Here is a 17,721-nt window from a genome sequence, read left to right as displayed (position 1 = left end):
TTACACGGGAACGTTGATGGAGTTGTCGCGAGTCATGGAGCGGGGCGGTTTGGTCATGTCCCGGACGGTAAGTCCGGTTGCCGGGGACCCCTCCCGAGCTCAGTCCTCCAGTACGTCGAGGTCGGCCGGGACCATTGTGGTGGACAGCAGGAGCTCCCGGAACATGTTGTCGTTCAGGGCGTTGCCGACCGGTTCACCGACCTCTTCCCGAGTTAGCCCGGGTACGCCGTCCCGCGACAGCCGGCTGCGGACGTTGGAGACCAGGTGCTCGACCCGCTTGGCAGTCCAGCCCTCCGTCGGCTGCAGCTCGGCCAGCTGGTCCGCGGCCTGCCGCCAGGACAGTGGCAGCGGGTGCAGGTCGTGCAGCAGGTACCGCTGGCCGACCACGATCAACGCCAGCTTCTCAGCCGGAGAGAGCCGCCAGATGCGCGGCGGGTGCGTTGACTCACGCGGCCGCGGTACGGGGCGAGTGCCGCTGTCGCCAACGACGTACACCTCCAGGAGGTGCTCGCGTCCACTGGAGCCTTGTACGAAGAGCGGTGTGTAACCGGCTGCGAGAGGTATTGGGTCCTCGCCGGCGAACAGCGCTCGCTGACGTGAGAGCCGTACGGGCAGTCGACCTGTCACTGCGACGTACCACTGGCCGCTGCGGTGGCTGATCGAGCCGTGTCTCCGGCTGACGCGCGGATCGTCCTCGCCGATGCAGACATGCACCTCGGGACGGTTCCGTCCGAACAGGATCGTCCGGTGTGGTCCAGCATCGACGCTGACACCGCCGGCGACGCTCAGCACGAAGATGGTGCCCGGCTGGGAGGCAGGTACGCCGCCTGCCAGGCTGGTGTGGTTCGGAGGGAGCCGTTCCATCTCAGGCCTTCGGCAGCTTCGCAGCAACGGATTGACCGAGCTTCGTGGCCAGTCCGCACAGTGAGGTCTGCGTACCGGGGCCTCTGGCGATCACCGTCACCAGTTCGACCGTGTCGGCGTACTTCCGGAACACGATCAGCGCCGCACAGGTCCCCGGGCCGTCGTCCTCGCTCGAGATGAACGCGGACCGGCCGGACATCGTCACCGGCCGCCCGTCCGACGCGTCCAGCGGCTGGTCCCGGTCGAACCGCACATCCACCGACAGATCGCTCGTCGTACTCTCCCAACCGCACGACCAGCCGCCGAACGAGGTGTCCGGGTTCGTCGCGTCCACCGCCGGGATGAGCTCGAGCGCCTGGTTGTCCAGCAACGTGCAGGCGTCGAGATGCGCCAGCGACGCGGCCGGAAGCGGCTGCGGGCGCCGGGGGATCGGACCGGCCTTCAGTACGCCGATCGCTTTCTGCGTCACGGCTTCCGCCATCCCGCAGACGTCCATCCCGGACCCGTCGGTGTGCCGGGCTTCGACCACCACGTGCGTACCGTCCGACAGCACGAGTACGCGCGCGCAGTCGCCGTCCTCGGCCCGCGCGCGGACGACCTCGCTCAGGTTGCCGGTGAACTTCTCCACCGCGCCCTGCGGCAGTTCGTTGTCCGACTGGTCGAGTTCCGCCCGTACGTCGACCTGCTGATCGCTGATGCCGTTCACCACCACGTCACACCGGTCGAAGTTCCCGTACGCCGGTTCCAGCGTCGCGTCCCCGAACTTGCTCAACGTCGACTCGTCGATCAACGCACAGGGATCCACCGTCAACGGATCACCCACCGGACCGGCGACAGCCGTCGTGGGCGCGGCGGACGGCTCGGACGGTCCCGACACCGCCCGCCCGATCAGCACACCCAGTACGGCGACCCCTGCTACGCCGGCAGCCGCTGCCGGGATCACCCATCGCTTGCGTCGCCTGCGCACGGGCGCTGCCGCCGTACCGCCGAGCTCGTTCACGACCTCGGCGACCGACGGGCGGTCACCTGGTTCCACCGCGAGCATCCGCGTGATCAACGGCGTCAGTTCGCCGCCGCGTCGCAGCGGCTCGATCTCACCGCGTGCGGCGCGCCGCAGCACCGCCAACGGGTTCGGGTCGTCACCGAACGGCGAGTGGCCCTCCAGCGCCGTGTAGAGCACCGCGCCCAGCGAGAACACGTCGGACGCGGCCGTCGGGTCGTTGCCGTTGGCTACTTCCGGTGCGAGGTGAGCCGGCGTACCGATCGTCGAGCTGTCCGTCAGCGTCGCCTCGGCCCACAGCCGCCGCGAGATGCCGAAGTCCGCGAGTTTCGCCGTACCGTCCGCGGTGACCAGGATGTTCGCCGGCTTGAGATCGCGGTGGATGATGCCCGCCGCGTGTACGGCCAGTAGTGCGGACGCGATCTGTACGCCGATCCGCGCGACCTGGTCGGGTGGCAGCTTGCCCAGTTCGTCCAGGCCCCGCGAGGGCAGGTACTCCAGCACCAGCCAGTGCTCGTCCCCGTCCGTCACCACGTCGAAGATCGTCACCACGTGCGGGTCGTGCAGCCGGGCACCGGTCCGCGCCTCCCGGCGCAGCCGTCGCCCGTCCGGGTCGTCCACACCGGGATGCGCACGCTTCAGTGCGACCATCCGGTCCAGCTGCTGGTCGTGGGCACGCCAGTCCGAGCCCATACCGCCCGAGCCGAGCGGTTCCCCCAGCAGGTAGCGGCCCCCGATCAGACGGGCCGTCACTTCACCAGGTCCGCCGATACGGCGAAGGTGTCACAGGCCTTGTTCTCGCCGACGTTGAAGCCGTTCTGGATCCAGAACCCCTGGCTGGTCGCCAGACCGTGCGTCCGCTCGTCCTCCGGCGTGTCGGCCGACTCACCGAAGCTGTTGCTGGACTGCTCCTTGAACTCGTCCAGACGGCTGGTCAGCGGGTACGACTTCGCCACGGCCTTGCTGAACACACCGGCGAAGCAGGACGCCTGCAGCTCGTTACGCCGCGAGCTCTCCAGCTTCTTCTCCGGGTGGTCCTGCACGTAGACGGCACGGGCGTAGAAGAGCCCGGTGACGCCCTGGACGTGGTGGCCGTATTCGTGCGCGATCGTCATCAGGTACGCGAGGTCCTGCTGCGGGCCGAACGCGCGGTTCATCTGCTTCACGTCGGTGTACATCACCTGGTTGCCGTAGCAGTAGAACGCCAGTACCCGCCCCGACAGCGGCGCGAAGTTGCCGCACGGTGTCTGGACCGGCTGGTCGAACACCACCAGACCCGGGTCCGGCTTCTCCTCGCCGAGCTCCTTGAAGATCGGCCGCCACGCGTCGTTCAGGCACTTGAAGAGCTTCTGGTAGTAGACCTTCTGCGACGCCAGGCTGCCGGTGCCCAGGTTGGCCGCCGGGCAGTTCTGCTCCGGCAGCGGACCGGTGCGGTAGACGTCGGCGTTCAGCAGGAAGTCCTCGGCGGTGCCCTTCTCCGGGCTGGTCGTCGGCGTCGGCACGATCGACGGACCGGTCACCTTGGGCTCGGCGGTCGTGTCCGTGCTGCTGCTGTCGGAGCCCAGGAGCGCGGCCACTACGGCCACCGACACGCCGATGAAGGTGAGGAAGATGAAACTCACCAGGACCAGGCGCAGTGCGCCGCCCCGCTTCCGCGGCGGCTGGAACCCGTTGAACCCGCCCGGGCCGCCGTAGTACGGCTGGAACTGACCTGGGAACTGCTGACCCTGGTACTGCTGACCTGGGTACTGCTGGCCCGGGTACGGCGTACCTTGCGCCGGCCCCTGTGGGTACTGACCCTGCTGCGGCGGCCACGGCGCGGCCTGTGGTGGCGGCAGCACTCCAGGCGGCGGGCCGAGTGGCCTGCCCTGCGGTGCGCCCTGCGGTGGGCCGCCGTACCCGTACGGGCTGCTCACAGGTCTGGCCTCCATGTGGTCGGGTCACGCGGGTCGTATCTGGCTATGGCGAGTTCGCTGCACGAACCGGCACGAGACTACTCTCGACCCATGTCACCGAAGCGCCGCCTCCTCCCGGCTGCCCTGCTGATGTCCCTGACCGCCCCGCTGTTCGTTGCCCTGAGCACTGTGGCTGCCGATGCCGTGGCCCCGATGGCAACCGACCAGATCACCGCGTACTCCGCGGACGCGACGCTCACCAAGGACGGTGAGCTGCAGGTCAAGGAGACGGTCGACCTGACCGCCGGTGGTACGACGTTCAGCCGTACGCTGGCCACCCGGGTCCGGTCGGACGCCGAGCGGGACCGCACGTACGAGCTGAAGGACGTGTCCGCGACGGTGAACGGACAGCCCGCCCAGGGCTTCCAGAACGACAGCACCGACGACGGCCGCAAGCTGACCCTGAACGTGTCCGGGCAGTCGAAGATCGTCTACAGCTACACCGTGGACAACGTGGTCGCCGACTCGACCGAGGGCCGCCAGGTCAGCTGGCCGATCGTGCAGGGCTTCGGCACGTCGATCCCGAAGGCCACGCTGAGCGTCAGCGTCCCGTTCGCGACGTGGGTGACCTGCTTCGCCGGACGCACCGGTTCGAGCCTTCCGTGTACGTCGTCCCAGCTGGCCGAGTCGGCCGCGCTGCAGATCGAGCAGAACGGCGTACCTGCCGGCGGCCGGGTGACGTTCCTGACCGGGCTGAGCGACCAGGCGACCGTGCAGGCGAACGCGCAGTTCTCCACCCGCTGGACGCTCGGGAGGGCGTTCACGGTCGACAAGACCACGGTCGGGCTGGCAGTCCTCGTGTTCGGGCTCGGACTGCTCGGTGCGGTCGGCCTGTGGTTCTTCCGCGGCCGCGACGCCGCGAAGGTCGGTGACGGTGCCCAGGAGCGTCCGGTGCTCGACGGCTCCGACGGCCCGCAGTTCGCCGCTCCGGACGGCATCCGGCCCGGCCAGGTCGGCACCGTGGTGGACGAGACGGCCGACGTCGTCGACATCACCGCGACCCTGCTGGACCTTGCCGTGCGCAACTACCTGACGATCGTCGAGCAGCCGCGCGAGTCGCAGTTCGGCAGGCTGGACTGGGAGCTGCAGCGGCTGCACCCAGGCGGCCCGGAGCTGCTGGCGTACGAGAAGGCCCTGCTGGACGCGGTGTTCGCCGACGGTGACACGGTGCTCGTCTCAGCGCTCGGCCCGGCCCTGCGGCCGCGGCTCAACCTGGTCCGCGAGCAGCTGTACGCCGACGTCGTCACGCAGGGCTGGTTCAACAACCGCCCGGACGCGGTCCGGAACCGGTGGATCACCGCGGGAGTGGTGCTGCTCGGCGCGGGCGTCGTACTGACCATCGTGCTCGCGATCGTCAGCAAGTTCGCCCTGGTCGGTTTCGCCGTCATGGCGGCCGGTCTGGTGCTCGCACTCGTCGGACAGGCCGCACCGGCCCGCACGGCGCGCGGTGCCGCCGTACTGGGCCGTGTGGCCGGTCTGCAGCACTACCTGGCCAACGAGACCTCGGCCGACCTGCCGGAGAGCCACCGGCTCGAGTTCGCGTCCCGCTGCCTGCCGTACGCCGCTGTGCTCGGGCTGACCGAGAAGTGGGCGCTGGAGATCGCCGCCACCGATGACGACGACGACCCCGACGCCGGTATCGGCTGGTACTCCGGTCCGGAGAACTGGCACCTGTCCGACATCGGGGAATCGCTGAGCAACTTCGTCACGTCGTTCGGCGGCACCCTGACCACCGCCCGCCGCCTCTTCGGCTGACCCCACCCACCCACTCCGCCGAGTCACCGGGCGGCCGGTCGCGGCAACACGACGGGATATCCCCGCGTTGAGCGGGTTCTCTACTGGTACACGAGGGGAGAACCCTGCACGCGAGGGGTTATCCGGCTCTTGTGACTGATCCGTGGGCCATCGGCCTGGGATCCGAGCAGGTGCCGCGCGTGATGTGAAGCGGCGCGCAGCGGTGCGGGAACGCGTGCGGGAAGGTGGTTTGGGGAGGGTTTCCTGCCCGATCCGGGAAGTATTCCTCCCCGAACCGGTTTGGGGGCCGGCCAGCTCCCACGGATCAGTCACAAGAGCCGGATAACCCCGACTCTCCTGCTCAGCGTGCGGGTCGGAGTGGCCGCGGGTGGCCAGGCCTGGGAACTGGGGACCGCTACGGTCAGCCGGTTGTCGGGGGAGGAGACACCCTCCGGGTGCTGCGGACAGGAATACCAGGTGCGAGCCCACCAGAACCTGTCGCACGGCCCCGCAGTTCACCCACACATCGGACAGGGGAGCCGGATAGCCCCGGCCACGGCGAGAGCCGGCCATCGGGGGATGGCCGGCTCTCGCGGTGTTGGCTCGGTGGTGGGTCAGTTCACTCGGACGTCCGCCGCGGTGAAGGTGTTGCAGGAGTCCGGCTTCTTGTTGTTGTAGCCGGTGATCGACCACTGGTAGTTGCTGACCCGGTTGCCGTGGTCGTGGACCCGCGGCCGGGCGTAGTCGTCACCCGAGTGCGAGATCAGGAACTTCCAGTTGTTCAGCAGCACCCCGTTCATCGGGATGTACGTCGCGTTGGCGCCGAGGTAGACCGCGCCGAGACAGGTCGCCTGCAGCTCGCGGCGACGGCTCTCGGTCAGCTTCTGGTTCGGCGTCATGCTCTGCTGCCGGGACATCGACGAGGCGAGGATCCCGCTCAGCTTCTGGATGTGGTGCCCGTACTCGTGCGCGAACGTGTTCAGCATGATCGCCCGCGTGTAGACCGGGTTGCTCTTGTAGTACCGGTTGTCGACGCTGAACGGCAGGTAGATCGTCTCGTTCGCCGAGCAGTACGCCGCCCGCGCGCTGCGCTGCATGCCGCACGGCGAGGGCACCTTGCCGACGTACACGACGGCCTTCGGGTTGCGGAACGGCAGGTTCGCCTTCTTCATCGCCAGCCACCAGGTGCGGTTCAGGCAGGGCAGGAGGCGGTTGTAGTACTGCTGCGCCGCCGCGACGGTGACCGGTGCGAACGGCGGCTCCGCGCACTTCGACGCGGCGAGCGGGCCGATCGTGTAGAGCCGGCTGCCCTTCACGACCTCGTCGACCGTCGGGCCACGCGGCGTCGACGGGGACGGGGAGGTGGACGGGCTCTCCGACGGGGACGGCGACTCCGACGTCGACGTGGTCGGGGTCTGCTTCGCCTCGGGCTCGTCGCCGCCGAGGCCGCGGATCAGCAACGTGACACCGGAGCCGACCACGAGGACGGCCAGCACCACGAGGCCGATCAGGAGCGTCCGGGAGATTTTCTTCTTCTTGCGCCGGCGGCCGCCCGGTGGCTGCGGGATCGGGATCGGCGGGTACTGCCAGGTGGGCGCCTGCTGGACAGGCTGACCCATCGGGCCGATCTGACCGCCCTGCCCGCCTTGGGGTGCGGCGTGGCGGGCGCCGGTCTGCTGCTGCGGCGGGAGCGCGTTGCTCCACGGGGAGGACTGCTGCTGGTTCTGCTGCTGGCCCTGTGTGCCCCAGAGGTACGAGCCCTCCGAGTGCGGTCCGGCCTGCTGCTGGCGCGGCTGCTGCGAAGGCGACGCCTGCCAGGCACTCGACTCCGACTGCTCGGTTGCCGACCACCCAGCTGACTGTGGTGAATCTCCACTGCCCTGAGCGGCTCCGGTCTGCAGAGGCCACGACTGAGTACCCCACGAATCGGCCGGTTTGGGAGCGTCCGGCCGGTTCGGCCCGGACGAACTCCCACCCGACGGCGGGTTCTGACCACCCTGCGCCCCCTGCTGCCGCGGACCGGTCTGCTGGGGCCCCAGCGGGGGCAGCGGGTTGGGCTGCTGGGGACCTGACTGCCACGGGCTAGGCGTGGTGGCGCCGGGCTGAGCAGCCGGTGGAGCGGACTGCCAGGAACCAGGCTGATTCGCACCAGACGGCCCAGGCTGGCTAGGGCGCGACTGCCCCGGGCCAGGCCCGTTCGGGCGCGACTGCCCCGGCCCGGGCTGGTTGGGGTTGGGCTGGGTCGGGCCCGACTGTGCCGGGCCTGGCTGGTTCGGGCGCGACTGTCCTGGGCCGGGCTGGTTTGGGCCCGGCCGGCCAGGGGTGGGCTGGTTTGGGCCTGGTTGTGATGGGCCGGACTGTGGCCAGCCAGGGCGTGGGGGACCTGACTGGGGGCCCGGCTGGTTCTGGGTGGGTGCGGGCTGGTCGGGGTGTTCTCGGCGGTTGGGGTCCCAGCCGCCGTCGAACCAGGTGCTGGGGGGCTGCTCGGACGGGGCCGGGTTGGTGAACTCCCGCTTGGCGTCGGAGTCGCCGGTCCACCAGGTGGCCGGCTGACCTTCGCCGGGTGTCTGCTCCCCAGGACCGCGGCCACCGGGCCCGGCCTCGTTGTCCCGGGATCCGAACCAACCACCACTACCGGGTCCTTGGCCAGCGGGCGGCTGGCCGGGAACGGGCTCCTGCGGGCGGTCCGGCTGATCGTCAGCCGGGTCGCTCCCCGGGGGCTGGTTCCTGTTGTCCGACATCGATGCTCCTCACGACCTTGCTGGGTATAGCTCTGCAGCTCGTTGGTGGGGCGCCGAAGCCGCCTCCCCCTACATATCCTCCGCGACATACTTTGCGCGATACGGACCCACCAGGCTAGCTACCCCGGCCAGTCGTTTCGAAGTAGATCAGTGACGGCCCTCACTGCACCTTGGCGGCGGATGCGGCGAAGGTGTTGCAGACGCTCGGGTTGCGGGCGTTGTACCCGCGCGTGGCCCAGTACTGGTGGTTGTTCGCGTCGCCGTGGTCGTTCGCGTGGTCGGTCACGTGCCCGATCAGCCAGCGCCACTGGAACAGCGACTGCCCGGTGATCGGGTAGCTGCGCCGGTTCGCGCCGATGAAGATGTCCGAGAAGCAGGAGGCCTGCAGCTCCAGCCGCCGGCTGTCCTGCAGCTCCTGGGCGTAGGTCTCACGCTCGTACCGGATCCGCGAGTACGCCTGCAGGATGCCCATGTTGTTCTGGATGTGGTGCCCGTACTCGTGCGCGAACTGGTGCAGCATCCACATCCGCGCCCACACCTTCTGGTACGCCTGCGGGTAGCGGTTGTAGTTGCCGATGTCCTCGGTGAGGTTCATGTAGATGGTGTCGTTGGTGCCGCAGAAGAACGGCGGGCCGGAGTCGCTGTTGGTCCCGCACGGCGTCGAGACCGAACCGCTGAAGACCCGCACGTTCGGCCCGCGGAACCGCCCGCCGGCCTTGGTCACGAGCGGTGCCCAGGCCCGGTTCAGGCAGCCGAGCAGGTTCTTGTAGTTGGCTCGCGCGCCGGCCACCGTGCTCTGCCGCGCCTTGGACTCCTTGCAGTTCACCGACGCCATCGCTCCGGCCTTGTACAGCCGGTTCCGCAGCACCAGGTCGGTGTCGGTCGGGCCCGGCTTGGTCGTCGGCTTGGCGGTCGTGGTCGTCCGGCTCGCGGTCGGCCGCGGCGCCTGCGTCGTTGGCCGGGTGGTGGTCGGCTGGGCTGTCGGCGCGCTGCTGGTCGGACTGGGGGACGGCTCTTCGCTCGGCTCGGGCGTCGGGCTGTACGACGTGGTGGTCGTCGGACTCGCGTACGACGGGTCGCCGTCACCCTTCAGCGCCGCCGAGACGATCTTCAGCGCGGTGACGCCGACCAGCAGCACACCGAGCAGTACCAGGACTGCGACGAGACCGCCACGCCCCTTCTTCGGCGGCTTCGGCCCACCAGGCGGAGCGCCCCACCCGAACTGCGGCTGCCCAGGACCCGGCATCGGCTGACCCTGGAACGAGTGCCCATGGAAAGGCTGCCCCGGCCCCGGAGGCCCCTGAAAAGGCGGACCACCAGGAGGCGGCCCGTACGGCGGACCTTGCGGTGGGCCCTGCGGTGGTCCCTGTTGCCAGGGCGGAGGTGGCTGCTGCGGCGGGTACTGCTGCCCGGGCGGAGGACCCCATTGGTTGCCTGACACACCCAGGACGCTACCGGAGCCCGGGCTCAACTTACCCGAGCAGGTGACACCGACCAGGTGTTGCAGCTGGCTGGATTACGGCTCTGGAAGGCCGCGCGACTCCAGGCGCCGTGGTTGGTGGTGCTGCCGTGGTCCCGCGGGTACGGCGGACGGTCGCCGCTGTTGTTCACGTCGTACAGCCACATCTGGTACGCGTACCCGGTGATGCCGTAGCTGGTGCGGTTGGCGCCCAGGAACACGTTGCCGAGACAGGATGCCTGCAGCTCGAGCCGGCGACTGAGCTGGAGAGCCCCGGCGGCAGAGGCGTCGTACCGGAGCTTCGTGTAGGCCTGACCGAGCCCGGTCATCCACTGCACCGCGTGCGCGTACTCGTGGGCCATGGTGAACGTGCCGACCATCCGGCCGAACGTCGGGTTCTGCCTGTAGAAGGAGATGATCGACGGCGACTCCATATAGATGGTGTGTGTCGTCGGGCAGTAGAACGCGCGCCCGACGCCGCCACCGCACGGTGTGTTCACCGAACCGCCCCAGACGACCAGCCCGGGTGACCGGAACCGGGCGCCGGACGCGGCGACCTGCTTCGGCCAGGCCCGGTCCAGGCAGGTCTTGATCGCCTTGAAGTACGCCAGCGCCTGTGAGCCGTTGCCGGGACCGGTCTTGGCCTGCTTGCAGTTCACGGTCCGCATCACGCCGGTCTTGTACAGCCGGTGCGTCGCGTTGAACGTCGCCGGGTTCACGGTCTGTACCGGCTTCGGCGGAGTGACCTTCGTCGTAGTGGTGGTCGTGGTCGTGGTCGTCTGCGGCGGCGGAGCAGCAGTCGTTCTCGGAGGAGGAGGCGGAGCGCTACTCGGAGCCGCAGTCGGCTCAGGCGTCGCTGACTCCGTGGCGACCGGTGTGGCCACGGTAGGTCCGTCCCCGCCCTGTGTGAGCTTCACCGCAAGGAACACGCCACCGGCCGCGACCACCGCGAGGACGGCGACGACCAAGAACGCCGTACCACCAGACCTCTTCCGAGGAGGCTGAGGCGGCAGAGCGCCCCACCCGAACTGCGGGCCCTGCGGCGGTGGAGGAGCGTAGTACTGCGGGGGCACGGAGTACTGCGGCGGTGGGGGACCACCCTGGTAACCCTGCTGTGGTGGCGGGCCGAATTGTCCGGGTCCCGGTCCCCATTGGTTGCCTGACACTCCCCAGACGCTATCGTGCCCCGTGTCAACCTGACCCTCTCTTTACGGTGTGATTGGGCGATGCGTCTACGTCTCCTCGGGCTATCCCTGTGTGCCCTCGGCCTGCTCGGCCTCTCCACTGTCCCAGCCGGTGCGGCCGGCGCGGACGCAACCAGCTCCGCCGCCGACCCGGTGGTGACCAACTACGACAGTCAGGTCCGCGTCGAACGTGACGGCCTGCTCCGGGTCGCCGAGACCTGGAAGCTCAGCAACGTGAACGGGACCTTCACCCGGTTCATCGTCACGCGCGACCACCTGCCGGACGACATCGACCACGTCCAGCAGATCGGCGACCTGCAGGTCAAGGCCGGCGGCCAGGACAAGAAGGCCGACGTGAAGATCGACGGCGACGTCACGTCGATCGCCGTACCGGACGTCAGCGGCGGTACGACGCAACTCGACGTCACGTACACGGTGAAGGGGGCGGTGGCGAAGACCCTGGACGGCACCGAGGTGCGGTTCGCGCCGCTGACCGGGATCAACCTCCCGATCCAGACCGCGAACATCGTGTTCAGTGTCCCCGAGGTCTCGCACGTCTCCTGCTTCGCGGGCCCGATCGACAGCAACATCCCGTGCACGCTCGCGCAGATCGGCGAGACCTCCGGCCCGACCTTCCAGCAGACCGCGCTGCCGCCGGGCAACACGGTCAAGATGGCCGTCGGCTTCCCGAAGGGCCAGATCGCGGACAACTCGATCATCGAGTACCGGCACACCTTCAAGCGCGCCTTCTCCACCGACGCGGCCCAGCTGATCACCGCGCTCGCGGTGCTGCTGCTCGGCGCGATCGCGCTGTTCGCGCTGTACCGGCTGCGCGGCCGGGACCAGGTCGACCCGCGGCGCGTCGTACCGGCGTCGCTGTTCAGCCTCGGCCCCGACACCCGGATCGACTTCACGCCGCCGTCCGACCTGCGCCCCGGCGAGGTCGGCACGCTGATCGACGAGCGGATCGACCCGGTCGACGTGACCGCGACGATCATCGACCTGGCCGTCCGCGGTCACATCCAGATCGTCGAGCTCGAGCACAGCACCGAGTTCGCGCGGCCGGACTGGGAGCTGCGCCGGGTTTCGAACGCTCCCGCCGAAGAGCTGCAGCGGTACGAGAACGTCCTGATCCGCGCGATCTTCGGCGACGCCGACTCGGTGCTGGTCTCCGAGCTCGGCAAGCAGGTCCGGGCGAACCTGGCCCAGGTCCAGGACGCCCTGTACGACGGTGTCGTCAAGCGTGGCTGGTTCACCGAGCGCCCGGACCGCACACGGTCGCTGTGGGCAACGATCGGCATCGCGACCACCGTGGTCGGTGTCATCGCGACCGTCCTGCTGGCGCTGCTGTCGACGTGGGGTCTGCTCGGCCTCGCGATCACGGCTGTCGGTGTCGGCCTGCTCGTGGTCGGTCGCTACATGCCGGCCAAGGCTCCGGCCGCCGGTCGTGTGCTCGGCCAGGTCGCCGCGATCCGCGGTGAGCTGCTGGAGATGGACGTCAGCGAGCTGCCGAACGACCAGCACGCCGAGCTCTGCTCCCGCGCTCTGCCGTACGCCGTTGTCCTCGGCGGCTCGGAGCGCTGGATCGACGCACTGGTCGCGACCGACTCCACGCCGGACCAGGAAGACGAAGGCTTCACCTGGTACCGCGGCCCGAACGGCTGGCACCTGCAGTACCTGCCGGACTCGCTCCGCAACCTCACCACCAACCTGACGGGCGCCCTCTTCGCCCGCTGAGCAGCGCAAAAGAACAGGGCCCGCCACGCCGCCCCGGCGTGGCGGGCCCTGTCGCTTCTGGGGCCGTCTACCAGTTGTGCTGCGGGTCAGAAGGCACTGGCAACGGCAGGCCCTCCGGGTGCACGACGTACACCAGTCCACCGGAGTGCGGCACCCAGGCGTTCTCGAACGCGGCCCTGTCGTACGTCGTCCGCACCTGATCGTTGCTGGCGATCAGGTGCGACGCAGGATCGTTGACGACCACGTTGCCGGCCTGGTCGAACCCGACGATCACCATCAGGTGCCCGTTGGTCCCGTAGCCCGCACCGGGCAGATCGCCCTTCTTGAACGACAGTGACGCGATCAGCGGGATCCCTGCCTTGATGAACTGCTCCGCCTCGGTCAGCGACCGCAGCCGCGTGACGAAGGCGTCCACGCCACGCGACCCGGCGTACGCCGTGTTGAACGGCCAGTTGCCCGCACCGTCGTACGCGTAGTCGAAGACGGACCGGGCCGAGTGGTCGACCTGGGGGTCCGCGTCGGACGGGTCGACCCACGCGGTCTCGGCCGCGGTCGGGCCGGCGCCGTAGTAGTCGAGCACCATCGCGGTGGACGTCGCCGAGCACCAGGCCTCGCCACCGCCGTCCCACTGCGGGTAGTGGCCGATGTGCGTCTCCTGCGAGTACGTCGGTACGTCGAGGACGATGCCCTCCGCGCCACCGAGGGGGCTGACGGCAACCTTCTTGTCGGACGGCAGCCGGGAGGCCATCGCGCCGACGGACCGGACCACGGGGGACTGCATCGTCCCGCTCAGCCGGTACAGCGTGACCTTGAGCTGCCAGCGGTCGAGCCATTGACCGCTGGCGGACTGGAAGGTGTCGACAGCAACGGATCCGTTGGCGTCGCCCTGGCTGGGCACCGAGGTCCGGTGGATGTCGCCGGCGGCGGTGTCGTCGCCACCGGACCAGCGTCCGAGTATGTACCACTTGGTGGCCGTGCCGAGGTTCGTCGTACCGGCCATCGACACCTCGACCCAGGTGCCGGGTGGCGTGGTCGCGTTCCAGGAGGCCACCAGTTCGGTCAGCCCGAAGCCGGTGCTGACCTGCGGCGAGACCCAACTGGTCTGGTCGTAGGACTTGGCGGTGCCGTCGCCGAACGGGTCGACGTACGACGTGGTGCCGGTCGCCGTACCGAACGTCAGGGCGCCGTCGGCGATCGTGGTGCCGAACTGCTGGCCGGCCAGGAAGTCGGCGTTCGACGTCCACGTGCGATAGGCGATCTGCCGTGCCGGTGCGACCTTCACGGCTTCGCTCGGCAAGCTGCCGGCGCTGAGCACAACCACCCCGAGGACGAGGGCGGTGACGGAACGGGCGGAAGTCATGTATCGACGGTAGACCCGGCGGCAGTCGCTGTCATCAAGACGGCGTGCCGTCGGCAAAAACTTACGAGCGTTTGTCCCATTCGCTGTAGAGCATCGCGAAAACCAGTTCGTCGGTCCATTCGCCCTTGAGGTACTCGTTCTGCACGAAGTGCGCTTCCTGGCGCAGGCCGAGCCGCTCCAGCAGCTTCACCGAACCGGTGTTGCGGGCGTCCAGCCGCGCGATGATCCGGTGCAGGCCGAGTTCCTCGAACCCGAGTCGCAGCAGTTCGGCCGACGCCTCGGCGGCGTACCCGTGGCCGTGCGACTCAGGGTGGAACACGTACCCGATCTCGCCGGTGCGCTGCTCGACGTTGTTCATGAACAGCGTCACCTCACCCAGGTGCTGACCGGTGTCCCGCAGGACCACCGCGACGGTGAGCGCTTGACCGTCACGGTCCATCGGGACATCGGCCAGCCGGCCGGTGAGAGCCTCCTTGACCTGCTCCGGCGTCCGCACGTCGTACAGCAGAAAACGTGTGACGTCAGGGTTCGACTGCAGTTTCAGCAGATCGTCGTAGTCGGTCTCGACATAGCGTCGAAGGGTCAGGCGGTCAGTCTCGATCGGCAGCGAATAGCTCACCGATCGAGACTATGCGACCGCGGCAACAGGTTTAGCCGTTCGCGAGCGCCTGCAGCCGGGTCATGTCGCCGTTGAAGCGGTCCTGGTCGATCGGCGACGAGCTGTACTGCCAGATGGTGTGGAACGGCCAGCCGCCGGGCAGCGTCCCCGGCGAGGAGGCGTACTTGGCCACCCACAGTGGGTTCGTGGAGTTGAACGCGGTGCTGTTCCCGGTGCAGCGGCTCCACCAGTCCAGGTTCGTGTAGATCGGGACGTCCCGGCCGGTCGCGGCCTTGTAGGTGTTGGCGAAGTCGCGGATCCAGCTCACCATCGCGGACGCGCTCAGCCCGTAGCAGGTGGCGCCGTACGGGTTGTACTCGATGTCGAGCGCACCCGGCAGCGTCTTGCCGTCGCGGGACCAGCCGCCGCCGTGGGCCACGAAGTAGTTGGCCTGGTTGGCGCCGCTGGAGTCGTTCGGGGTGGCGAAGTGGTAGGCGCCGCGGATCATCCCGACGTTGTAGGACCCGTTGTACTGCTGGGCGAAGTACGGGTTCGTGTAGTAGTTGCCCTCGGTCGCCTTCACGTAGGCGAACCGCTTGCCGGCACTCCAGTACGAGGCCCAGTTGACGTTCCCCTGGTGACTCGACACGTCGATACCTTCGACGGAGGCGGTGGGCGCCATCACGGCCGGGGTCGCGGTGGTCGTGGTGTTCTGCGCCCAGCCCATGTAGGCGTCACCGGCGCGGTCGATACCGTGCTGACGGGCCAGGGCGGTGGGCTGGTGGGATGCGGTGCTGCTTTCCGGCACCGGGCTTGCTTGGGCGGAGCCGACCGTGGCCATGATCAGGCCGAGGGTGGCGGCGGCACCCGTGAAAAGGGCGGACTTCACGGTTTCCTCCAGAGCGATGAGGGGCGGACAGAGCGCTCGGCGATGGTCATACCCAAGAAAGGAAGAAATCAACCTCTTCAGTCGACTGTTCGTTGATCATTTACTGGGGGGTCTGGGTAAGTCCCGTGAACATTTGCATGCTCCTGGCATCGAGTGCTGAAGCGAGCGTCCGCTCAGCGTGGGATGACTGCCTGGCTGCCGCGGCCGCGCCGCGTGCCGTCCCCTCTGATCGTGCGATCGCAGGTAGGGAAAGCACGCAGAACCTGCTGATTAGGGATCAGTCAGAGGTCGTCGCCGTCAGTGAAGAGCGACTCCTGCCTTGCCTTCGCGCTGAGCCGGTATCGCGTGTGCTTGCTCCCGCGGCCTGGCTCAGTCGGTTCGACACTGCCCTCGCTCTTCAGTGTTCTGAGCCAATGTTCGGCCGTCTTTGGATTGAGGGCCAGAAGCTCACTGATCTCGGTCTTTGAGAGCTCATCTCGGAGTGCCAGCAGGTCCAGAATCTGACGGCGTCGGTTGGGGCGGGCACGACGGCCTCCGACGTGGGCTGTGGTCGCGTACTCTGACAGCGTGTAGCGGGCACCTCCGCGTGTCCCTGTTTGTGTGACCAGCTCACGTGCGACAAGGTCCTGAAGCTCGAAGGTCGCCACGCGGCTGTCGGTGATACCTGTGGCCGCGCGATAACGGGCGTTGTCCATCACGTCACCACGACGCATGAGAGCCAGCGCCGTGCGCTGTGAGTCCCGAAGTCCATCCCTTCCGAGCAACTGAAGCCAAGCGACTGTCTCATCGTCGAGCAAGGTGTGGTTCGGTAGGAGAACCTCGAACGCGGTCGTCGTGTCCTTGAAGCGTGGCGGGCCCATGCCGGCGTGGCGAAGCGCCGCAAGCATCGCGCGAATGCCTGACCCGCGGTTCTCGCAGACTGTGCGGTCTTCGTCCGGGACCTCTACCTCTTCGAGAAGTTTCATCAAGAGGCTGTTGCGAGCGGATGAGCGGCCCTCCTCGCCAAGCCGGTCGATGTCCACGGCTCCGAACAAGCCGCCCGGGTTCATGATGCGCAGGCGATCCGGATACATCTCTATCTGGACCTGAATGCCCCGCGATCCGGGGCTCAAGTCGCGGTGCACGAGCGCGTTTACGACTGCCTCGCGAAGGGCTTCGGGTGGGTACTCCCACATGTCCCGACGTCCTTCTCCGGTTATGAGCGCGCGGCGGCTCATGTTTCTTCGAATGACGCTCAGCGTCTCAGCGGCGATGGACGGGATCGATCCGTCGAGGCTCACGTTGTCGAGGAAGCGAACCCCGGCCGGCGTGCTCTCACCTGTCGGAGTCGGGTAGTGCACGAACGTGACGTTCAACTGAGGAAAGAACTGCTGGGGATATCGACCAAGCCCAAGCAGGCCGGCCATCGTCGGGTGCTCTGCGCCATCAGTCCCACGCCCGACTACCTTGGTCATTCGCAAGATGACGTCTACCGGTTCATCGGCGAAGATGCGGGGGTTGTTGCGCCGAACTCTGGTAACGAAGGAATCGACCGCGCCGCGGTCGAGGTCGTCCAGGCCTGCCTCAATGACGACCTCGTGGTCGAACCGTGGTTGGCCGCGGTCAGCGACAACCTGCTGCACCTCTTCCGAGGTGAGGCGACGGTCGCTCTCTCCAACACGGATGAAACTCCCGCGTTCCTTCCCTAGTGCGCGGACGTAGCACGGCTTCTGTGTCTTCGGCAGTTCGGGAATGTCCGCTAGCAGAATCGGTCGGCCATCGACTTCGGCGACCTCGATGACGGGGGTCAGGGGCGGAACTACATCCTCCCTGCACATCGAGGCAAGGTCCGACATCATCTTGGCCGGGTCGTCCAGCCCGATGACATCGAATCCGGATGTCTCATCCAGGCCGAGGACGAGTGTTCCACCGCCCGGCGTGTTCGAGAAGCCGGAGAGCGTCTCTCGCGCACTCTTCGGGAGGCCGCCCATGGCTCGCTTCGCTTCAACCGAGGTCGCCTCTGCCCCGAACTTGCGCAACTCGGCGATGAGCACTTCAGCATCCGTCGGCACGCGATCCTCCTCAAGGTTGCGTATTTAGGATGATACAGCTCAAGTCGAGGATGACGCCGTCTAAGTGAGGATCTTGCGTTCCTCCTAACTGTCCTCCTAACTGACCTGGCGTTAGGAGGACGCCAGAGAGATGCGGTGTGCCCGTGACA

General features: G+C 68.1%; 12 protein-coding genes. 2 read left to right on the top strand and 10 right to left on the bottom strand.

The genetic code is table 11. From position 1 onward, the window contains the following. Nucleotides 1-99: 99 nt before the first annotated feature. From E0H50_RS30655 to E0H50_RS30645, 3 genes are read right to left on the bottom strand one after another with little or no spacing between them, the layout of a single operon-like run. Complete coding sequence (locus E0H50_RS30655; RefSeq protein WP_131294109.1) at nucleotides 100-864, bottom strand: FHA domain-containing protein; 765 nt, start codon at nucleotides 862-864, stop codon at nucleotides 100-102. A 1-nt stretch (nucleotide 865) separates the two neighbouring features. Then, nucleotides 866-2,617 (bottom strand): serine/threonine-protein kinase, encoded by a 1,752-nt coding sequence (locus tag E0H50_RS30650; protein ID WP_131294107.1) that lies wholly within the window; start codon nucleotides 2,615-2,617, stop codon nucleotides 866-868. Continuing rightward, the gene (locus E0H50_RS30645; RefSeq protein ID WP_238151410.1) at nucleotides 2,614-3,780 is read right to left on the bottom strand and encodes a neutral zinc metallopeptidase; all 1,167 of its coding nucleotides are present in this window, start codon (nucleotides 3,778-3,780) and stop codon (nucleotides 2,614-2,616) included. Before E0H50_RS30645 ends, E0H50_RS30650 begins: the two co-directional genes overlap by 4 nt. 90 nt (nucleotides 3,781-3,870) lie before the next feature. Between E0H50_RS30645 and E0H50_RS30640 the strand changes: the two genes are divergently transcribed. After that, nucleotides 3,871-5,574 (top strand): DUF2207 domain-containing protein, encoded by a 1,704-nt coding sequence (locus E0H50_RS30640; RefSeq protein ID WP_131294103.1) that lies wholly within the window; start codon nucleotides 3,871-3,873, stop codon nucleotides 5,572-5,574. Between the two features lie 593 nt (nucleotides 5,575-6,167). Here the strand turns inward: E0H50_RS30640 and E0H50_RS30635 are convergent. The 3 genes from E0H50_RS30635 to E0H50_RS30615 form a co-directional block, all read right to left on the bottom strand. Then, nucleotides 6,168-7,172 (bottom strand): neutral zinc metallopeptidase, encoded by a 1,005-nt coding sequence (locus E0H50_RS30635; RefSeq protein ID WP_131294101.1) that lies wholly within the window; start codon nucleotides 7,170-7,172, stop codon nucleotides 6,168-6,170. A gap of 1,282 nt (nucleotides 7,173-8,454) precedes the next feature. After that, nucleotides 8,455-9,540 carry a neutral zinc metallopeptidase gene (locus E0H50_RS30625; protein ID WP_131294099.1) on the bottom strand — a complete coding sequence of 362 codons (1,086 nt, stop codon included), beginning with the start codon at nucleotides 9,538-9,540 and terminating at the stop codon, nucleotides 8,455-8,457. A 221-nt stretch (nucleotides 9,541-9,761) separates the two neighbouring features. Next, nucleotides 9,762-10,721, bottom strand: coding sequence for a neutral zinc metallopeptidase (locus E0H50_RS30615; RefSeq protein WP_165547348.1), 960 nt, complete (start codon nucleotides 10,719-10,721; stop codon nucleotides 9,762-9,764). A 258-nt stretch (nucleotides 10,722-10,979) separates the two neighbouring features. Here E0H50_RS30615 and E0H50_RS30605 point away from each other — a divergent pair, with 258 nt between their 5' ends. Continuing rightward, complete coding sequence (locus tag E0H50_RS30605; RefSeq protein ID WP_131294093.1) at nucleotides 10,980-12,674, top strand: DUF2207 domain-containing protein; 1,695 nt, start codon at nucleotides 10,980-10,982, stop codon at nucleotides 12,672-12,674. A gap of 67 nt (nucleotides 12,675-12,741) precedes the next feature. On the opposite strand, the gene E0H50_RS30600 is transcribed toward E0H50_RS30605, so the two are convergent. The 4 genes from E0H50_RS30600 to E0H50_RS30585 form a co-directional block, all read right to left on the bottom strand. Further along, nucleotides 12,742-14,034, bottom strand: coding sequence for a peptidase C39 family protein (locus E0H50_RS30600; RefSeq protein ID WP_131294091.1), 1,293 nt, complete (start codon nucleotides 14,032-14,034; stop codon nucleotides 12,742-12,744). A gap of 61 nt (nucleotides 14,035-14,095) precedes the next feature. After that, on the bottom strand, nucleotides 14,096-14,653 hold the full coding sequence (locus tag E0H50_RS30595; protein WP_131294089.1) for a GNAT family N-acetyltransferase: 558 nt from the start codon (nucleotides 14,651-14,653) through the stop codon (nucleotides 14,096-14,098). 31 nt (nucleotides 14,654-14,684) lie between these two features. Next, nucleotides 14,685-15,521: a lysozyme gene (locus E0H50_RS30590; RefSeq protein ID WP_238151408.1), complete on the bottom strand. Its 837-nt coding sequence runs from the start codon at nucleotides 15,519-15,521 to the stop codon at nucleotides 14,685-14,687. A gap of 281 nt (nucleotides 15,522-15,802) precedes the next feature. Further along, entirely contained in the window at nucleotides 15,803-17,572 is a 1,770-nt protein-coding gene (locus tag E0H50_RS30585; RefSeq protein ID WP_202868397.1) for an ATP-binding protein, read from the bottom strand. Between the last annotated feature and the right edge of the window lie 149 nt (nucleotides 17,573-17,721).

Origin of the sequence: Kribbella sindirgiensis (assembly GCF_004331435.1) — a bacterium.
Lineage (GTDB): Bacteria > Actinomycetota > Actinomycetes > Propionibacteriales > Kribbellaceae > Kribbella > Kribbella sindirgiensis.
Note: the sequence above shows the minus strand (reverse complement) of the source record. Positions and strands in the feature narration are given on the sequence as shown.